The organism is Psychrobacter sp. 1Y10 (assembly GCF_052259005.1).
GTDB classification, from domain to species: domain Bacteria; phylum Pseudomonadota; class Gammaproteobacteria; order Pseudomonadales; family Moraxellaceae; genus Psychrobacter; species Psychrobacter saeujeotis.
In genome coordinates, this window is sequence record NZ_JBQQES010000002.1 from 170,249 (window position 1) to 189,799 (window position 19,551).

The 19,551-nt window shown below is 41.2% G+C and carries 15 protein-coding genes; 9 read left to right on the forward strand and 6 right to left on the reverse strand.

Annotated elements, in window-relative coordinates; translation table 11 throughout:
- Positions 1–68 precede the first annotated feature (68 nt).
- Together ACTXGH_RS03700 and ACTXGH_RS03705 are read right to left on the reverse strand one after the other, a co-directional pair.
- Positions 69–1,754: an OmpA family protein gene (locus tag ACTXGH_RS03700; protein WP_439295574.1), complete on the reverse strand. Its 1,686-nt coding sequence runs from the start codon at positions 1,752–1,754 to the stop codon at positions 69–71.
- Positions 1,755–2,149: 395 nt separating this feature from the next.
- Positions 2,150–3,661, reverse strand: coding sequence for a hypothetical protein (locus ACTXGH_RS03705; protein WP_439262847.1), 1,512 nt, complete (start codon positions 3,659–3,661; stop codon positions 2,150–2,152).
- A gap of 791 nt (positions 3,662–4,452) precedes the next feature.
- Here ACTXGH_RS03705 and ACTXGH_RS03710 point away from each other — a divergent pair.
- The 6 genes from ACTXGH_RS03710 to ACTXGH_RS03735 all read left to right on the forward strand — a co-directional run bounded on the left by ACTXGH_RS03710 (position 4,453) and on the right by ACTXGH_RS03735 (position 9,618).
- Positions 4,453–5,061 carry a rhomboid family intramembrane serine protease gene (locus ACTXGH_RS03710; protein WP_439295573.1) on the forward strand — a complete coding sequence of 203 codons (609 nt, stop codon included), beginning with the start codon at positions 4,453–4,455 and terminating at the stop codon, positions 5,059–5,061.
- A 65-nt stretch (positions 5,062–5,126) separates the two neighbouring features.
- Positions 5,127–6,071, forward strand: a complete 945-nt coding sequence (locus ACTXGH_RS03715) for a metallophosphoesterase (protein ID WP_439295572.1) — start codon at positions 5,127–5,129, stop codon at positions 6,069–6,071.
- A gap of 109 nt (positions 6,072–6,180) precedes the next feature.
- Positions 6,181–6,729, forward strand: coding sequence for a 5-(carboxyamino)imidazole ribonucleotide mutase (purE, locus tag ACTXGH_RS03720; protein ID WP_439295571.1), 549 nt, complete (start codon positions 6,181–6,183; stop codon positions 6,727–6,729).
- A gap of 176 nt (positions 6,730–6,905) precedes the next feature.
- Positions 6,906–8,309, forward strand: coding sequence for a 5-(carboxyamino)imidazole ribonucleotide synthase (locus tag ACTXGH_RS03725; RefSeq protein ID WP_439295570.1), 1,404 nt, complete (start codon positions 6,906–6,908; stop codon positions 8,307–8,309).
- Complete coding sequence (locus ACTXGH_RS03730) at positions 8,309–8,758, forward strand: YaiI/YqxD family protein (protein WP_439295569.1); 450 nt, start codon at positions 8,309–8,311, stop codon at positions 8,756–8,758. Before ACTXGH_RS03725 ends, ACTXGH_RS03730 begins: the two co-directional genes overlap by 1 nt.
- A 221-nt stretch (positions 8,759–8,979) precedes the next feature.
- Complete coding sequence (locus ACTXGH_RS03735) at positions 8,980–9,618, forward strand: NAD(P)H-binding protein (RefSeq protein WP_439295568.1); 639 nt, start codon at positions 8,980–8,982, stop codon at positions 9,616–9,618.
- A 198-nt stretch (positions 9,619–9,816) separates the two neighbouring features.
- Here ACTXGH_RS03735 and epmA read toward each other — a convergent pair whose 3' ends face one another.
- The 3 genes from epmA to ACTXGH_RS03750 all read right to left on the reverse strand — a co-directional run bounded on the left by epmA (position 9,817) and on the right by ACTXGH_RS03750 (position 13,271).
- Complete coding sequence (epmA, locus tag ACTXGH_RS03740; protein WP_439295567.1) at positions 9,817–10,839, reverse strand: EF-P lysine aminoacylase EpmA; 1,023 nt, start codon at positions 10,837–10,839, stop codon at positions 9,817–9,819.
- Positions 10,840–10,893: 54 nt separating this feature from the next.
- The gene (locus tag ACTXGH_RS03745) at positions 10,894–12,021 is read right to left on the reverse strand and encodes a 4-phosphoerythronate dehydrogenase (protein ID WP_439295655.1); all 1,128 of its coding nucleotides are present in this window, start codon (positions 12,019–12,021) and stop codon (positions 10,894–10,896) included.
- A gap of 104 nt (positions 12,022–12,125) precedes the next feature.
- Entirely contained in the window at positions 12,126–13,271 is a 1,146-nt protein-coding gene (locus ACTXGH_RS03750; RefSeq protein WP_439295566.1) for an AI-2E family transporter, read from the reverse strand.
- A gap of 759 nt (positions 13,272–14,030) precedes the next feature.
- On the opposite strand from ACTXGH_RS03750, the gene ACTXGH_RS03755 reads away from it, so the two are divergent.
- The gene (locus ACTXGH_RS03755) at positions 14,031–15,752 is read left to right on the forward strand and encodes an NAD+ synthase (RefSeq protein ID WP_439295565.1); all 1,722 of its coding nucleotides are present in this window, start codon (positions 14,031–14,033) and stop codon (positions 15,750–15,752) included.
- Positions 15,753–16,026: 274 nt separating this feature from the next.
- The gene (paeA, locus tag ACTXGH_RS03760; RefSeq protein ID WP_439262863.1) at positions 16,027–17,301 is read left to right on the forward strand and encodes a polyamine export protein PaeA; all 1,275 of its coding nucleotides are present in this window, start codon (positions 16,027–16,029) and stop codon (positions 17,299–17,301) included.
- An 81-nt stretch (positions 17,302–17,382) separates the two neighbouring features.
- Here the strand turns inward: paeA and ACTXGH_RS03765 are convergent, their stop codons facing one another.
- The gene (locus tag ACTXGH_RS03765; protein WP_439262865.1) at positions 17,383–18,108 is read right to left on the reverse strand and encodes a YggS family pyridoxal phosphate-dependent enzyme; all 726 of its coding nucleotides are present in this window, start codon (positions 18,106–18,108) and stop codon (positions 17,383–17,385) included.
- Positions 18,109–18,439: 331 nt separating this feature from the next.
- On the opposite strand from ACTXGH_RS03765, the gene ACTXGH_RS03770 reads away from it, so the two are divergent.
- Entirely contained in the window at positions 18,440–19,495 is a 1,056-nt protein-coding gene (locus tag ACTXGH_RS03770) for a type IV pilus twitching motility protein PilT (RefSeq protein ID WP_299218267.1), read from the forward strand.
- Positions 19,496–19,551 lie beyond the last annotated feature (56 nt).

Consider the following 19,551-nt stretch of genomic DNA (forward strand, 5'->3'; position numbering starts at 1 on the left):
ATTTTATATAACAAAAAAACGCACCCTTAAAAGGTGCGTTTTTTTAAATTAGCAGTTAAATTTAATCCTTATTGTGGGTCTAATACCGTACCTTGAGTAGGATCATCACCATCTGGCAATACATCATCATTGTTGTTGTCTAATGGATTTAAATCTGGATCTGGCACAGTAGCATCTACGCCATTGTCATCACCGTCCACCGTCATATCATCATTATTGCTATCCAACGGATTTAAGTCTGGGTCAATAGCATCATTGGTAATCGTACCACTGGCACCTGTACCATTCAGTGTAGCTTCGTCGTTAACAACAAATTCGATACGACGATTGCGGAAGCGTCCTTGTTCGGTCGAGTTATCAGCGATAGGCTCGCTTTCACCCATACCTTTGGTTGTAAGCTTACTTGCATCAACACCTTTAGAGACCAGATACTCTTTTACGGCTTCAGCGCGGTCACGAGACAATTCCATATTGTATGCATCAGAGGCCTGATTGTCTGTATGTCCGATAATCACTAATTCAACGTTAGGGACTTCTTGGACAACATTGGCAGCACGATCAAGAAAAGGTTTGTTCACCTCTGGAATCATCGCTTTATCAAGCTCAAAGTTAATCACCTGAATACTCAAAGCACGAGCAACATCACGAGGGTCTGGGTTTTCACCAAGATTATCGACAGCAGCCTCTGCTGCAACCAAACTATTATCAATCTCATTCTGTAGATCTAATGGGCCCTCTGCTTTTATAGACAGTGCTGGTGCAGCCGCTTGTAAGTCAGAGATGAGCTTATCAAGTACATCTGTATCAGCCGAATTAACCACGATTTCATCGCCTTTGATGATCATACTAGCGTTTGGCACACTTTTGATAATTGGTAAGATAGAAGCCAGTTGTGCAGCAGCTGGCATATCTGTTGAAAAATTATCATCTACATCTGCACGGCACTTATCAGCCTCATTGCCGAAGGTGCTACTCATAGCATTCATAATGGTTGTTTGTAATGTCTCATCACCCACATTCATACGGCATGCATATAAGGTATTTGCCTCGCCAGTAGCAATACGAATAGAGGCCGGCTCCACACTAGCGGCGACCGCAGCTACCGCTTGACCATCATCTTCAACTGACTGTTCAGTAACGACTGGAGTAGCTACAGGTTCTGGATTGTCTTGACACCCTCTTAATAACGCCCAAGCCAATGCACCTAAAATAATCAAACCGATAATAGGTAGCAAAGCTTTCATAAAACTACCAGATTCTTCTTCTTTGTGCTGAAGTGGCGCCATACTGGTAGTATCAGAAATGCGCGTACCAGCGGCAGCACCAGCACCAAGCATACCAGCAGGAACTACTGCACTGGCCCAAGCAGGAATATGATGCTGATAATCAGCAGAATTATCGCTTAAGAACTGTGGTACAGGCGTCGTACCTGCTAGGTTTTTGATTTCATGATAAGCAAGTGGCGCTGCCATAGCGACTAAACCACGAGCCGCCGTTGCGTCCACATTATGAGCACCAGCAAGCTCACGTGAAATACTGTCACGGTGCGAGCCGTCAGTCCATACGCGATCATAAAAGCTCTGATCATCGCGGGCAATATTTTCGTTAGCAAAACGTCCATAGGTGTCTTTATCTGCTAAACGTGCAGCAAAAATCGCATAGAATTGTTCTAGCAAACTTTTTTTAGCGGGAGACTGATCATCTCCTAATACTGCAGGGCTAACGGTACGTGTTAAATGACCAATGATATCCATAATGTACTTCCTCCAATCATTCTTGTTTTATGTCTAACTCATTCAAAAGATATAAAAAATCTATTATAAATCTGTATATAGATAAATAGTCCAAATAAAAAAGTGCTGAGCACCTTATATTCTGACTAATTTTATTCATATAAGATTTACAATTAACTACTCATTTATAAAACTTAACTATCAGATATTATAAAAGCAATGCATAAATCAACTCTACAAACACGCTGTTGTGCAAATGATACATTAGGTAATTTTTGAGATGTGGCACGTAACTGTATCGCTAATACCTTACAACTTCTTAACATAAAGATAAAAATAGTATGAAGATCAAATATCAATCGCTACGTAGACTTTGATTAAATCGTTAAAAACTGTTTGAATATTTCAGTGCGTGCTTATCTTTCCTGAACGATATTCTTATCAACTGGCCTCTCATTACGTAGCTTCTCAGCGACAATCGTAGTATTGGCCAAATTATCAACCTCTGCTGCTGACATAGAACCAGTTGAAGTGGTATACGAGCGCTCGTTGTTAGGCTGGTTATTCATATCTTTATTAGCATTGGTATTGTAGGGTATTGTTTCTGTTGTACTACTTGTATCGTTATTTGATTGCCATGCACTCTGGTTGGAACTCATATCGTTATTTTGAAGGTTATTGTTTTGAGGATAAGTCTCGTCATAAGTATTGTTTAGTGGTTTTTTTATATCGCTAGACTGATTATCGCGACTGTTCATCATACTTATATCATCGTTATTATTGACGGTTATCTCGTCGCTATTTGCTAATGGTAAGGGCGCAGCATGGGTAATCATTGCTGTCGGTATTATAGTCCGTACATCAGTCACTAGGCGTTGGAGTAATACGTCATCCGGTACTTCTAGGTTAAGCGCGGCGTTCTGTAGTTGTAATCGTGCAAAAGGAACTGCGCGCAGTAGCGTGAATACACGGGGCAACGCTTCTACATCGATGTTGGATAAACGCTTAGCAACACCTTGCTTTACTTCTAGCATACAAGAATTTGCTTGCTCTCCAAAGCTGACGTGTAAGGCTTGATTCAGCGCATTTTGTAACACTGTATCCCCTACAGTCGCGGTACAAGTATATATATTCCCACTGTCATCTATCACAACCAATAGCTCCACTGGTGATAAATCTTCTACGGCAGGCTCAGTTGTCGGCTCAGCTTTGACAGGTATATCAGCAACTGGCCCTACAGGTGCAGCGGTTAGATAATTAGGCTTGATGACGAATACCCATGCTAGCCCGATGGCGAGCAGTGCGCCAATCAATAGCAAGACCTTTACTATCAGATTATTCCTCGGGTTACGAGTACGGCCTTTTAAACGACTCTCAGAAGTGTCTGAGTCACGATAGTCAGATGGATTAGCATAAATAGTATCTGTCGTATCGATTAAAGGGGGTTGTTTATCTAAGTTTATAGCGTCGTTGTCTGCATCCTTTGGCGATATGACCTTCTCTGCCCATACTGGCAAATAAGGCCTAACTGACAGTTGCTGCGTCTGTAAAAAAACAGGTAAAAACTGACCATCGGCTAACACATTCAGCTCTTGATAGGTCAGCGATGCAGCATTGTTTAGTAGCTTTTCGGTGGTCTGTGTATCAACATGATGGCTTGTCGCCAATTCATCAATTAACCATTGACGCAGGCTTGCCTTTTGCCATAGCTGCTCAAACATCGTGATGCTTGAGATCTCAGGGCTCAAAGTTGCTGGTACTGATATGTCTTGATCAGCATGTAACAACTGCGTATATACATCAGGCTGAGCTAAACGTGCAATAAAAATGGCATAAAACTGTTCAAGTAAACTAACATGCGCCACGTTATTATTATTACCTAACACCGCTGTCGTTACCGTTTGGTCAAGCTGATCAATGATAGTCATAAATATTGCCTTTGAAGCGAGATAATATATAGGGGATTCACGTCAAAACCGATGTAATACAACTGAGATGAAATGGCCGTATTCTTAGTCATAGTAGCGCGCAGAAAATACTTATCTTGTTTGTATGTGATTATTAAGTTAACGATTTTATTTTGAACTGACTATAGTTAATTTGCTATAAAAACGATACAGCAAGACTGGTATAAATTTTTTACAGGGTCTGTCAGCGTAGACACAGCAATCAAGAAAAATTTATATCAGTTGTGCATCACGTTACAACGTATCGGTTTTATTCGGTATCGACTATATAGTAAAGGTAATAAAAGTAGCTTTTGTAAATATGGCTATAATATGCGCTATTGATTATTTAGTTAATCATAATTTTAGTTATTAGATTTTAAAAAAACCAAAATAGCTTTTTTCATTGAATGGTTATATCGATATTATACTTTTAAGCAAAACTAATTTTAAAAGTCGATAGTAAAAACCTATAAATAAACCCTAATGTCGCTCCTGCGGTCGATTTAAAAATATGATTTATGTACGTTAAATTAATTACCTATTCAGTATAATTTGTATACGTATGTAAATTCATTCAACCTATGGCCGTCTTTTAACTTTATAATCTGACCCATTGGTCGCTGTATCTATGATAGATGCTGATAATATGCATCTAATCTATCGTACCAAAACGTAATTTTTGACGTATATTAATCTCTAAAAGCACCTTGAGCTGTAGCAACTAAGCTTGCAACGTCTTTGTTTATCAGGCTTGGCCTAAGGATTACTCTTTGTTTAATCACACGACACTTATCATTATAGTCACAGTCATCGTAAGTTTATTAGCATGGCAAAATAAAACGCTGTTTAATCGATTAATTTTTTACCCACCAGCGGTAAGTAATGGTCAATGGTATCGCTTTGTCAGTCATGGCTTTATCCATGCTGATAGTATGCATTTACTGTTTAATATGTTTACTTTGTATTTTTTTGGTCGCGCTATAGAAGGGCTTTATCAGCCATTTTTGGGTGGATATGGGTTTGTGGCTTTTTATTTGTTGGCCATTATCATTGCAATGATACCAAGCTATCTGCAAAATAAGAAAAACGCCAGTTATTTAAGCTTAGGTGCATCAGGTGGCGTATCAGCGGTATTGTTTGCTTTTATTCTGTTGGCGCCATGGGAGTCCATCTATCTGTTTGCTATTGTGCCGATTCCTGCGATACTGTTTGCTGTTGCTTATGTTGCCTATAGTATCTACGCTGACAAACGTGGTGGCTCTAATATCAATCATATGGCTCATATGTGGGGCGGTGCATTTGGTGTGGTAGCGACCATCATTCTTGAGCCACAAGTACTGCCACATTTTATTAATGCTTTACTTTCTCCTAGTTTTTAGCTTATCTAGTATATGGTGTCATTTACTTTTTAATCTCATTTACTTTTAGGTTTTGATAACGACTTATGATTATAGATGTTATTGGTGATATTCACGGTTATGCTGACAAACTGACGGGATTGCTTGAGCAATTAGGTTATGTCCATAATGGGCAATACTTTGTGCCGCCAGATGGTCATCGTGCGCTCTTTATTGGTGACTTAATTGATCGCGGTCCTCAGCAAGTAGCGACCCTTGAGATTGCTTTTGCTATGTTAGATGCTGACGTCGCTGATATCGTCATGGGCAATCACGAATATAATGCAATCGCGTTTGCAACGCGTGATCCCAACAACCCTGAACGCTACTTGCGCTCACATGATGAAGTCCATACGCGTCAGCACGAAGCATTCTTGGCTGAAGTCCCCTTTGACTCAGAGCTACATCATTATTGGCTACAGCGCTTTTATGAGATTCCTTTATGGATTGAGACTGATTATGCCTGCTTTGTCCATGCTTGCTGGGATGTGGACAGCATGGCGCTGCTCAAACCCTTACTTACAGCCGATAACTGCCTAACCCCTCATGCGCTTGCAGTGACTTCAAAAGAACACACCCCACCATTCGATGCTTTAGAGCGTGTGCTAAAAGGTGTGGAGACGCCATTACCGGATGGCATTGTTATGATTGACAAAGAAGGCACTAAACGCTCACGTGTGCGGGTACGTTGGTGGCTCGACAAGTTAAGATCGCGTACGCTTCATGAGATTGCCCGCGCACCCACGTCAGCACTGGCACAGATTCCAGTTGACGCTTTGGCTGAGAATATTGACTTTGCTATAAAAACTCATAAGCCTGTGTTTGTCGGACATTATTGGCTGGCAGGCGAGCCTGAACCGCTCAGCTCGCAGGTCGTTTGTACGGATTATTCAGCAGCGATTGATAGTGGTTATCTGACTTGTTATCAGCTCGATACCACTCAACCGCTACCTCTACAGTCTGCCAACTTTGTGCAATATCGCCCTCATTAAACCATATTCATTTAACGAATATGAGGATAATGTGAGTATTATCATTAAAACATGGCTTTACGGCTATAGCATAATTTTTGTATGATGGTCGTTTTGAGGGTATTACATTATGAGCACCGTATTGGCGACCGAAAACCCCAAGCCTGTCTCCTCTCCTACTGGCCAGCCAAAAGTGGGTATCATCATGGGTTCGCAGTCTGATTGGGCAACCATGAATTGTGCCGCACAGCTACTGGCCGACTTTGATATTGCTTTTGATTGCGAAGTTGTCTCTGCCCATCGTACGCCTGATAGACTATTTGATTATGCAAAAGGCGCCAAAGACAAAGGCTTACAAGTTATTATTGCTGGTGCAGGCGGGGCTGCGCATCTACCAGGTATGTGCGCCAGTCAGACGCCGCTTCCTGTATTCGGTGTACCAGTGAAATCATCGATGCTAAGCGGTTGGGATAGCTTACTCTCTATCGTACAAATGCCTAAAGGCGTGGCGGTTGGGACCTTAGCAATCGGTACTGCTGGCGCTTATAATGCAGCCTTACTTGCGATTCAAGTACTGGCTTTGCATGATAGTACCATCGCTGCCAAACTTGATGATTTACGACACACTCAAACTGAGACCATCTTAGCCAGTCCTACGCCTGGTATTATTAACCGTTAAACAATATTTGTATAACCATGATTCCTCATTTTCTTCATTGAGATGAGTTAAATTTAATGGTTCTCCACTTGATATTTAATTTCAGATAGGTTTTACTGACTACAAGGTGCATACATTGCACCTTTTCCTATTTTAAACCGTACGTTTTAATTCATTTTTAATCCAAAGAGTTTCTCATGACCACAGCAAACGCTTATCCTGTTACGCAAACTATCCATACCATCGGTATCTTAGGCGGTGGTCAGCTTGGTATGATGCTCGCACAATCTGCTCTGCCACTTGGCTATCAATGTATATTTTTAGAAGACAACCCTGACTGCCCTGCCAGTCTTTATGGGCAGGTATATAGCAATGAGCAATTAGACGACTTCATTGCTGTAGCCGATGTATTTACATTGGAGTTTGAAAACACCCCAACATCGACTGTCGAGAAGTTAGCAAACCTTGCAGCGGCGGGCAAAAAACAAGGTATGTTTCCACCGCTCATCGCCCTCGATATCGCTCAAGATCGCTTGAAAGAAAAGCAGATGTTTAATGATCTTGATATCGCGACGGTACCTTTTATGGCGGTGAGTACGCAAGCTGAATTAAAACAGGCTTGTGAGCAATTAGGCTTGCCTATTGTCCTCAAAACCAGTCGCGGTGGTTATGACGGTAAAGGTCAATACGTCATCAAGCAAGACAGCGATATCAAAGCCGCTTGGCAAGATCTTAAAGATGCAGTCAGCGGTAAAGGCAGTTTAACACCAACTCCTGCGCCCCTTATTGCAGAAGGCTTTGTTAACTTTAGCCGTGAGGTCTCTATCATTGCAGTCCGCGCCCAAGACGGTAGTGTGCGCTGTTATGACTTGGTTGAAAACCATCATCATCATGGCATTTTAGCCAAGACCCAAGCACCTGCCGTTGGTACCAGCCACATATTTAATCAAGCCAAACAAGCTATTACTACGGTTATGAACCATTTAGGTTATGTCGGGGTGATGGCACTAGAATTATTCGTTGCTAAAGATGCGCGCGGTCATGATTATCTACTTGCCAATGAAATTGCACCGCGCGTGCATAACTCGGGACACTGGAGCATTGAAGGCGCTATCACTAGTCAATTTGAAAACCATATCCGCGCGGTCGTTAACTTACCATTAGGCGATACAGATAATGTCCATCCTGCGATTATGGTCAACGTACTAGGACAGTATCCTGATATCAGTGCGGTGCTGGCTATCGATGGCGCGCATTATCATAGTTATCACAAGGCGGAGCGTGAAGATCGGAAAATCGCCCACATAACCTTGATGCCTAACGATGTGACCGACTTAGAGCCTTCAATGGCTAAATTGGTAGCCGTGTTACCTAACAAAGTTGGCTTAGATAAAGAATATATGCCTATCCAAAAAAGTCAAAAACAGCAAGATGAGCCAAGCAATCAAGATGCCACAGAGCTTGATGACAAAAACGAAACGTCCATCAAAAACACTGATATCAAAAACACTGACATCGAAAATACTGATTTAGCAAATAAAGACAGTCAAATGGCTAGTGCGCCTGACGTTAAGGCAAAGACAGAAAAGGCTAAGAAATAATGCAAATTTGGGTGGATGCTGATTCGGTACCGTTAATTGCTAAAGACTTGATTATCAAAACTGCCGAGCGTACGCAAACAGTGGCAATATTCGTCGCCAATCAGCCTATTAAACTACGTAAGTCACCGCTGCTCGTCATGACCGTGGTGCCGTCGGGGTTTGACAAGGCTGATGACTATATCGTAGAACAAATACAATCAGGCGATTTGGCTATTACTAGCGATATTCCTTTGGCCAATGATATTTTGGACAAAGGTGGCTTGGTTTTGACAACCCGCGGTATGGTCTATGATAAAAACAACATCAAGCAAAAGCTCAATATGCGCGATTTTATGGATACCATGCGTGGCACTGGCGTGTTAGAGCTACAAGAGATGAGTGGACAAAAGCCTTATGGCGATCGCGACAAAAAAGCCTTCGCCGATGGTCTAAACAAACTGGTACGTTAACTTTTCAGTTCTTAATCATCTCACCTCCCTTGCAAACCTTATACACTCTATAACCAAACACTATGCAACTGGCACGCTTCATAACGAAGTGTGCTACCTATTCTTGTTACCGTATATACAGTTTTCAATACTTACTTTTGACAAGTAGTTTTTGAATACAAAGTACTCTTATTATAAAGATTTATAGCATAACGACAATACAAACAAAAATAGGAAAGAATATGAAAATTTTAGTCATAGGTGCCAGTGGTCGCGTTGGTAGTGATCTGGTTGAGCGATTATTAGCTGATAACCATCAAGTGGTCGGTACTACCCGTCAAGATGAAATATTATTTAATGATGATAATTACACGCAGTTAGATTTGGACATTACCGCCGAGAAAAATGCTATTCAGAGCCAAATCGCTGATGATATCGAGGCAGTATATTTTGTCGCTGGGTCTGGCGGTAAGGGCGTGTTAGAAGTTGATTTGCATGGTGCGGTTAAGACGATGCAGGCGGTAGAGGACAAAGGTATCAAACGTTATATCATGCTAAGCACCGTGTTTTCATTGGATACCAGCAAATGGGACAACCCTGCTATCGCTGACTTAAAAGACTATTACATTGCCAAGCATTATGCGGATCAGTGGTTAGTGAATAACAGTACACTCGACTACACTATCGTGCAAGCTGGTGCTTTAAAAGAGCGTGCAGGCACTGGTAAAATCGCTGTAAACAGTACTGAGGCTGGTGAAAATGCCATTGAGGACGTTGCCGCTACGTTAGTAGCAGTATTAAATGCCGATAATACCAATAAGCAAGTCTTTAGTATGCAAAATGGTGACACTGCTATTAGTGATGCTATTGCAAAATTATAATATAACGTAGCGCTAAAAGAGCTAAAGCGAGTAAGCCTAAAGGTTTGCTCGCTTTAATTTTGGAACGCCTTGTAAAGTAATTATGTTATCAAATAGCTAGAGTAGCGAAGAGGATTGTGACATATCAACTTAGTAACAAACCAACTTAGTAACAAGCCAAATTAGTATCTAAGCTAATTAATGCTAAGCTAATTAATGCTAGGCCAAGTCGCTTGGAAAAGTAATGACTTCTTCTAAGCTGGTTACCCCTGATAGCACCATAAGTAGCCTATCTAAACCCAATGCAATACCGCTACAAGCTGGCAAATCATCACAAGCGGCAAGCAGATGCTCATCTATAGGCATGTTCGGTAAGTCATGACGCTGACGCAATAGATTGTCTTGTTCAAAACGCTGCTTTAATGCTGCACCGTCTGCCAGTTCATCATAAGCATTGGCAATCTCAATCCCATTGATATATAGCTCAAAGCGTTTAGCAACTAGATTGCCGTCTTTGTCTAACTCAGTCTTAGCGAGAGCCGCTGTGGCAGGTGGATAGTCGATAATTATCGTCGGTAATTCGTGTCCCAGATTTGGCTCGACAGCATGGCTGAATAATAAATCTAACCACCCTTGCCGACTATCTTCTTTATTATCTATATCAGTATCAAAATCAAAACCTGCCAACCCTTTGTCTTCTGCAACCGCTTCTAGTGCTTCTATACTGGCCGTCAAAGGATGGATTCCCACAAAGTCCATAAATGCGTCAACATAACGATAGTGATTCATGACTACCGGATAGCCATATAACGCCTCTAACAATTGACCTAGCTCGTCAGCTAGCTCCGTCAAACTATAGTACGGCTGATACCATTCAAGCATGGTAAATTCAATATTATGCCGCGTCCCTATCTCATTATCGCGAAATACAGAGCAAATCTGATACATAGGCACTTGCCAGCTGGCAAGAAGACGCTTCATCGCAAACTCAGGCGAGGTATGTAGATAATAAGTATACGGCTTATCTTGATAAGTGACTTGCGCAGCCACTGATTGCAAAAAAGTATCGGTATTACCCGCTTGCGATAGTAGTGGCGTCTGCACCTCAAGCACTTGACGCGTTGCAAAAAACTGGCGTATACCACTAAGCAGTTTTGCACGTTTTTGTGCCATGGAAAGTGTCATAGTTGGCGCGTAGACAGGCTTAGAAGTATGAGTAGAAGTACGGCTTGATGGGTTCATTATTATCCAATATGATTATTAATAATATCTTCTTAAGATTGATATCTACCGTCTTTAAAACTGCCACTCACGGCGCAAATGATAATCACGACGCAGCTGGTCAAAATCCGCGCCACTTACCTGTCCATTAGTTACTTTTTCGCGCAGTTCTCTATCATCCTGCATAATGTCATAAAACTTTATCAGTCTATCTGGATAGGCTTTAAGCTCAGACCATAGATACATGTTGACTGGCAATAGCTGCTGCATAGCTTGTGTAGGCGTGACAGCAAATTCTTCACATAATGCATCATAGACCATTTGCGTACCGCGTAGCTTGCCTTCTAAGGTATAACCAGCGATATGCGGGGTGGCGATAGCCAGCTTTGTTAGTAACTGTTCAGATATGTACGGCTCATGCTCAAACACATCGAGCACTACTTGACGCTCATTACTCTTGATGTCAGCTTGTAATGCTGCTGCATCGATAACTGGTCCGCGTGCACTATTAATGAGTAAAGTTTTGGACGGCATAGCATCTAATACGATTTTATTAATTAAGTGCCGCGTAGGATAATCACTACCACTAGGATTATTATTGTCTTTTTTGTCAGTCAGCGGTACATGTAAGCTAATAACGTCACTTTGGCTAATGACCTCATCAAAGCTGGCATTATTGATGTTCGATGCAGGTAATAGCGGATCATAACCCAATACTTGCCAGCCAAGATCAGTAGCGTATTGCGCAAGTATACTACCAATATTACCAAGCCCGATAATACCCAATGTCGGTGACGTCGATAGCTGCTGCCAGTACTCTGGGCGCAAGGTTAAGATAGCCGTCAACACATATTGCGCCACCGAATGCTTGCTACAACCCGCTGCATTGGCAAAAGTAATATTGCGTGTTGTCAGATACGCTTGGTCGACATGATCAGTACCAATCGTCGCTGAGCCGATAAATTTAACGCTATCATTGTCTGCCAATAAAGCTGCATCAACCTTGGTCACAGAACGGATTAACAATACATCTGGTTGCAGCTTAGCCACCAATTGCGCGTTGATATCTCGTCCAGCAACTTTGATAATATTAACCGTTTGATAAGTATTTTGGCCCAACGTATTTTCATTAAAAAAATCTTCAAGACCAGCGATATTGCTATCAGCGATGATGGTAAGCTTATGATTGATTTTAGATGTCATAGAATCAGAGCTTATAACATTAGACATAAATGAGCGCCTCGATTAATGGTGGATAGATAATATGGACATACGCTATTAGACAGCAATACTGCCTAACGAATAACTCAGCTTTTTGTTTTCTTTTTTATCAGATCATCAAAATCTAACAACATCTGATTATCTACTAGCGTCACCTCTTTTGGCGCAAAAATCTCATCTCTATGCTGAGAGATCCATTCACGCCATACAGCAAGTCCAATGGCCAGCACTACTGGTCCGATAAATAGACCGACAAAACCAAACGCGGTAAGACCACCCAACACACCAATAAAAATAATAATAAAAGGAATTTTAGTCGCACCACTAATTACAATCGGACGTATCAAATTGTCCACCCAACTAATGACTAAAATACCCCACAATGCCAGACCAATGCCTTCTGTCGTATGCCCTTGACTCAATAGCCAAAACGCCACCGCGCCCCACGCAAACGGCGTACCAAACGGTATTAACGCAATCATAAAAGTTACGATGGTCAGTAAAATAGGGCTGGGTGATCCTGAGAAATAATAGCCAATACCGGCAAGCAGCGCTTGTGCCAATGCAGTCAGACCGATACCGTATACCACCGCGCGTGTGGTTGTACCAACCGAATCAATATAACCGTCGATTCGATTGCCAATGACGTTGCGTAGTGCCTGACGAATCTGACGTATCAAACTGGTCCCATCCCGATAAAAGAAAAACAGCGTCATTAGCGCCATACCAAGCTTGGCTAAAGTACTGAGTACCACATCTAGGGCTACTTTGCCATAGTATAAATGCGATTGAATCCAAGCGCGAAACGCCTCAAGTGTCCCTTCAGGGTTTTTGTTAATTTGCCACAAAATATCTTTTATCTGCTGACCGATAACGGGCAATTCTTTAAAATAATCGGGTACATCAAGGTAGCCTACCTTCACACGGTAGATTAAGTTGCTATAGAGACTAAGCGCCTCTTGTTGCAAAATAAACACTCCTATCACCAGTGGCACTCCGATAATCAACGAGATACTGACCGTCATAATACCAGCACTAAAATCCGGACTAAGTCTGACTTTTTCATGAAAAAAGGTATAGATTGGAAAAGTCACGTAGGCTAATATCGCTGCCCATAAAGCTGGTACAATAAAAAACTGCACTACCTGAAAGCACAGAATAAATAACATTATCAGTAAGGTAATAGCGAGCAGGCGTTGAATGACGACTTCTTTTGTCCAGTTTTCAATCATAACTTTTGAACCAAGCATTGACAGTAAGAAATTAGCGAGCTTTTTACTGCAAAATTTATAAATGAATAGACATCCGCTTATAGATGATGTCTACAAACTATATCCATGTATAACAGAGCTATATAATAAATCTGTTTGATAAATTTGAGAGTCTTTGAACTTTTATTTTTGTTCTTTATGCTGTCAACTATATCCTATTCACAGCTCAATAACTTATATACAACAACAAATAATTTATTGATTGACCTAACTGACTCAATATTGTCAACTTGGTAAAAAAACTTAAATATTGGCAATCATTATGCAATAACGTTCTATAAATAAACAATGATGTGTTGTAATTTTTACTTACAATTTCACTTTTATTTAGCAAAAAATTGACGTTTATGTGATACAGAAAAATTAATACTTATTACAATAATACTTAGACAACTGAGTAGTCATCTATAGGGGTAAATCACTGCTGCGTTCTCGTAGGTTATACAATTGATGTTATACTAAAGCTATTAATTTGATTTTAACAATACTATGTAGATTTTTCGGACAATATTCTGTGCAAATGTCAATATCGCCGATCGTATGCAGGCGATTATTAGTATTGATTGATACTGTTTACCTAAAAATATTAGCATACAGTCTAATAATTAAAACGTGATGCCTGAGCAGGCTATAACTGCTAGCACCGTTCTATAGATACTTTTATTTTGGGTTCACAATAGCCCACCAATTTTCGTTGATATACTTATAGGAATAACAACAATGTCAAAAGACACTGATAACTCTAATCTTACGGCAGACAACTCTGCTAATACAACGAGTTCACCTTCAAACGATAGGTCTGCAAACAATGTAGCGCCAAATGAGGTTACCTTCGCTTTAGCCCAATCACATTTTTTGGTAGGGGATATCTCTGCCAATGCTAACAAAATGCGTCAACTTGCCATCCAAGCGCGCGATCAGGGCGCTGATGTCATTGTCTTCCCAGAATTGGCTTTGCTAGGCTACCCACCGCAGGATTTACTGCTTCGTCCAAGCTTATCTGGACGCATCAAAAGCGCATTATCGGCTCTAAGTGATATTCAAGATATTGTGATGATCGTCGGCTATCCACATGTTGACCATCATGGCACCTTTAACTCAGCCGCTATCTTGCATAATGGCCATCAAAAAGGTTTTTATCATAAACAGTTTTTGCCCAATTATGGGGTATTTGATGAACGCCGTTACTTTGATAAAGGCCGTAATCAAGTGTTATTTGATTATAAAGGCATCACCATCGGACTACTTATCTGCGAAGATTTATGGGAAAAAACACCCATTGCAGATCTCAAACAGCAAGGCGTCGACATCATTGTCAGTCTTAATGCTTCTCCGTTTGAGACGGGTAAGCAAGATATGCGTAAGACCATGCTGACTCAGCGTAGCCGTGAACACAAAGTACCCATTGTCTATGTGAATGCAGTAGGTGGTCAAGACGACTTAGTATTTGACGGTGGTTCTATTGTCGCGCAAGCCGATGGCTCTATCGCTCATGAAGCTCCACGCTTTTTAGATCAATTAATGCTAGCGACTTTAAATGTTGATAGCAATGCATTCAACACTCAAGAAAAAGCGCCACTAACGCTGAGCCGTGAGTCAGAGATGTACCAAGCGTTAGTCGTTGGGCTACGTGATTATGTCAATCATTCAGGATTTGGTGGCGTACTGGTTGGTTTATCAGGTGGTATCGATTCGGCCTTGACCTTGTGTATCGCTGTAGATGCTTTGGGTGCAGATAAAGTCTATGCTGTCATGATGCCTTATGAGTTCACTTCAAAGATAAGCTTAGAAGATGCTCAAGCACAAGCGCGTCGTCTAAATGTCTCTTATACTGTCTGCCCTATCTTTGATGCCGTCGAAGGTATTCGCCATACGTTAGCGCCATTATTCAACAAGTCACCTGCTGACACCACTGAAGAAAATATCCAAGCACGTGCGCGCGGTGTTATCTTGATGGCATTGTCTAATAAATTTGGACATTTGGTCATTACGACTGGCAACAAGTCTGAGCTAGCAGTCGGCTACTCTACTTTATATGGTGATATGGCTGGTGGCTTCGATGTGCTAAAAGACGTTTATAAATCACAGGTTTATAACTTGGCAAGCTATCGTAATCGCTTAGAGGATACGCCTGTGATTCCTGAGCGGGTCATTACTCGCCCGCCATCAGCTGAGCTACGTCCTGATCAAAAAGATCAAGACAGCCTACCTGATTATGAGGTATTAGATGGTATTTTAACCTTGTATATCGATGAAGATATGGGTTATCAAGCGATTGTCGATAAAGGTTTTGATGCCGATATGGTGGCCAAAACCATCAAAATGGTGGACAATAGCGAATATAAACGTCGTCAGTCACCGATTGGTACGAAGATTAGTCAAAGAGCCTTTGGGCGTGAACGTCGCTATCCGTTAGTCAACAAATGGTCGATTAATAGCTAAAAGTTTATTGGTTTTACTGTTTGGTTTTGATCATACCTTTATATTATTATGTTTATTATTAGCTGGGCACTTCTTGTCCAGCTTTTTTTATTAGCAGTACCTTAATTCCTTAGTATGATAGTTTTAGCATGGTTATTAAATATTTTATACAAGTACAAATACGTATTCGGTAACTATTCTATCAATGTATAAATCATAGTTATCATAACTTGCGGTGCTGCCTTTTTATTTACTTTCAAACCTTTCTATTCTTCTACCTTTCTTTGAGTACTTCATGAGTTTGCTAACCGCTAGTATCTGCCTTCTTTTGTTGCTTGCCCTAAGCGCTTTTGTTTCTGCTGCCGAGATTGCCATTGCCGCTGGTCGCAAAATTAAACTACAAATTATGGCAAAAGAAGGAGAAGTCCGAGCACTTGATGTCCTACATATGCAGGACAATCCTGGTAGCTTTATCACAGTAGTACAAGTGGTTTTAAACGCTGTCGCTATTTCAGCTGGTGCAGTGGGCGAATCAGCTATCAGTCCTTATCTACATCTTTTATTTAACAATGAAGCTATAGCATCGATTGTCTCTTTTGTCTTGATTACAAGCTTGTTCTCTTTGCTGGCTGACCTGATGCCCAGACGTTTGGCAATGTCTAGTACTGAGATTATAGCCGTGCGACTCGTACGGCCAATGATGCTTTTAATTTTTGTGTTCAAACCCATCATCTGGGTATTTGATGGTGCGGCAAATGTTATTTTTGAGGTGTTGGGTATATCAACAGCACGTCAAGATGATATGACGCCAGAAGATATTTATGCCGTTATGGATGCTGGGGCCGAAGCTGGGGTGTTAAAAAAGCAAGAACATCATTTGATAGAAAATATCTTTGAGATGCAAGAGCGGACAGTCACCTCAGTGATGAATCCCCGCGAACATATTGTTTACTTTGATACCAAAACAAGTACCGACAAAGTGGTCGAGACCATGATCGAGCAACCCCATAATAAGTTTTTGGTGTGCAATGATGATGACTTAGAGCATATCGTTGGTTATGTAGAGTCTCGTAGCTTTTTAGCGTTAGTCCTTAATCAGCAAAAGGTTAGTTTAACCGATAAAGCGCTATTAAAGCCGGCCCTATTCGTGCCTGACACCTTGTCTTTGTTTGAAGTGCTAGAGATGTTCAAATCCACTGGTGCGGACTTTGCCGTCATCGTCAATGAGTATGCAATGGTCGTGGGTGTCATAACGCTTAAAGACGTGATGAGCATTGTCATGGGTGAGCTTGTTACATTAGAAGATCAGCCTATTGTCCAGCGTACTGATAACTCTTGGCTGATCGACGGTATGACGCCTATCGAAGATGTGGTTCGTGCTTTAGATATCGTAAACTTACCGCGCAATCAAAACTATGAAACCATCAGTGGTTTTATGATGTATATGCTGCGAAAAATACCCAAAAAAACGGATACCATCGAATATGCCAACTATCGGTTTGAAATACTAGATACTGAGAAATTAAAAATCAATCAGATGCTAGTGACCAAACTTGAAGAAACTGCCTAGACATTCTGCAAAAACAGCTCTTTCTTGGAGAGGTCTGTCGATGATCTCAAAGACAAATAGTGAGAACAGTAAGTAACCTAATCAATCTCGTGCACCAAATATCGCTGTGCCAACCCTTACCATCGTAGAGCCGTTAGCAATAGCGGCTGCCATATCATTACTCATACCCATACTAAGCGTATCCCAAGCTTCTAAATCCGGATGTTCTTGCTTTATCTTTTCAAATAACATCTTGGTGCGTTTAAACGCATCTGTATTAGACTTAGCAGGAATAATCATTAAACCGCGTAATTGTAGGCGCTCATAGCCTTTGATAGCTGCTAGTAGGTCGGATAAATCTTCAGGGCGACAACCTGACTTACTCTCCTCATCATCTATATTAAGCTGTATAAGCACATTCAGTGGCGGCATATCTGTTGGACGCTGATCGTTCAGACGTTTTGCAATGATGTCACGCTCAAGCGTTTGTACCCAATCAAAGTTTTCGGCAATGTCACGAGTCTTGTTACGCTGAACATGCCCAATATAATGCCATACGATAGAGGCAGCTTCAGGCTGACCTTGTAGTGTCTTGATTTTTTCAATGGCTTCTTGCAGATAGTTCTCACCAAAATCCCGTTGTCCTTGCCGAGCCAATATAGCGATCATATCAGCAGGTTTGGTTTTCGAAACTGCAAGCAATATGACGTCTGACGCTGATCTAGTAGCTCTTTCCTGCTCCGTTATTAAATCATTAGCCTGCAAACAGGCTTGAGTTACTTGTTCGTTAACCTGTTGCCAGTTGGCGATTAAACGATGCTCATTCATATTGTATCCTTCTTATTATCTTTTCTGTCATCCAAAACTTGGTTTATAAAACCTTGAACATATAATGCTTGGCAAAAATTTTCTAAGAAAATTATACCGTTAATCGTCATTATTTACATTTAATCTGTTTCTTTTATGATAGAAATTGACTATTATTGTTATTAATTTGTTACTTTAGCTCACTTGCACTACTAAAGTAGGTATGAGCTGTAAATAAAGTAAAGCTAGTGTTATTAGTCTCCTAATAGCTCTATCAAACTTTAAAGTAATTTCAACACAGAAACTCTTTATTGCTCATTTTTACTGTACTGCTAGATAGGAACGCTCGACCATGGCTGAAAAAAGCAACTTAAGCATTGAAGATCTGCTGCGATTTACTGTTAAACATAAAGCATCAGACTTGCATCTATCAGCTGGCATGCCCGCCGTTATTCGAGCAGATGGCGAAATTACGCGTATTAATATGCCGGTTATGAGTCATCAAACTGTGCATCAGCTGATTTATGACATCATGAATGATAAACAGCGTGCCGACTTTGAGGAGTTTTTTGAGACTGACTTCTCGTTTGAGATTCCAAACCTAGCGCGCTTTCGGGTAAATGCTTTTAATCAAAACCGCGGTGCTGGTGCTGTCTTTCGTACCATCCCTTCAGAAGTTCTTACTTTAGAGGACTTAGGAATGGGTGATGTATTTAAACAAGTTTCGAACTTTAAACGTGGTGTAGTACTGGTAACAGGGCCGACTGGTTCTGGTAAATCTACTACCTTAGCGGCAATGATCGACTATATCAATGATACACGTAAAGAGCATATTTTGACTATCGAAGACCCTATCGAATTCGTTCATGCATCCAAAAAGAGCCTTATCAACCAGCGTGAGGTCCACCGTGATACGTTAGGTTTTGAGCCTGCATTACGCTCCGCACTGCGGGAAGATCCAGACGTTATTTTGGTCGGTGAGCTACGTGACCTTGAAACGATTCGTTTGGCTTTGACCGCTGCTGAAACTGGTCACTTGGTGTTTGGCACTTTGCATACCAGCTCTGCCGCGAAGACAATTGACCGTGTGATCGATGTTTTTCCGGCTGCTGAAAAAGATATGATTCGTGCAATGTTATCTGAATCGCTGCAAGCCGTTATTTCACAGACGCTACTACCAAAGCAAACAGGTGGACGTGTAGCTGCTCACGAAATCATGCTCGGTACACCTGCCATTCGCAATCTCATACGCGAAAACAAGATTGCCCAGATGTATTCTGCTATTCAGACTGGTGCTGGTGACGGCATGATTACGCTCGACCAAACTCTCAAAAACTTAGTCAGCAAAGGCACTATTAGCAAAGACGTCGCTCGTCCTTATGCAAAACAGCCTGAAGCATTTATATAACACTGATTTGACCCTCTTATTCTTACATTATATTTAGTACCTTTAACTTATTTTTT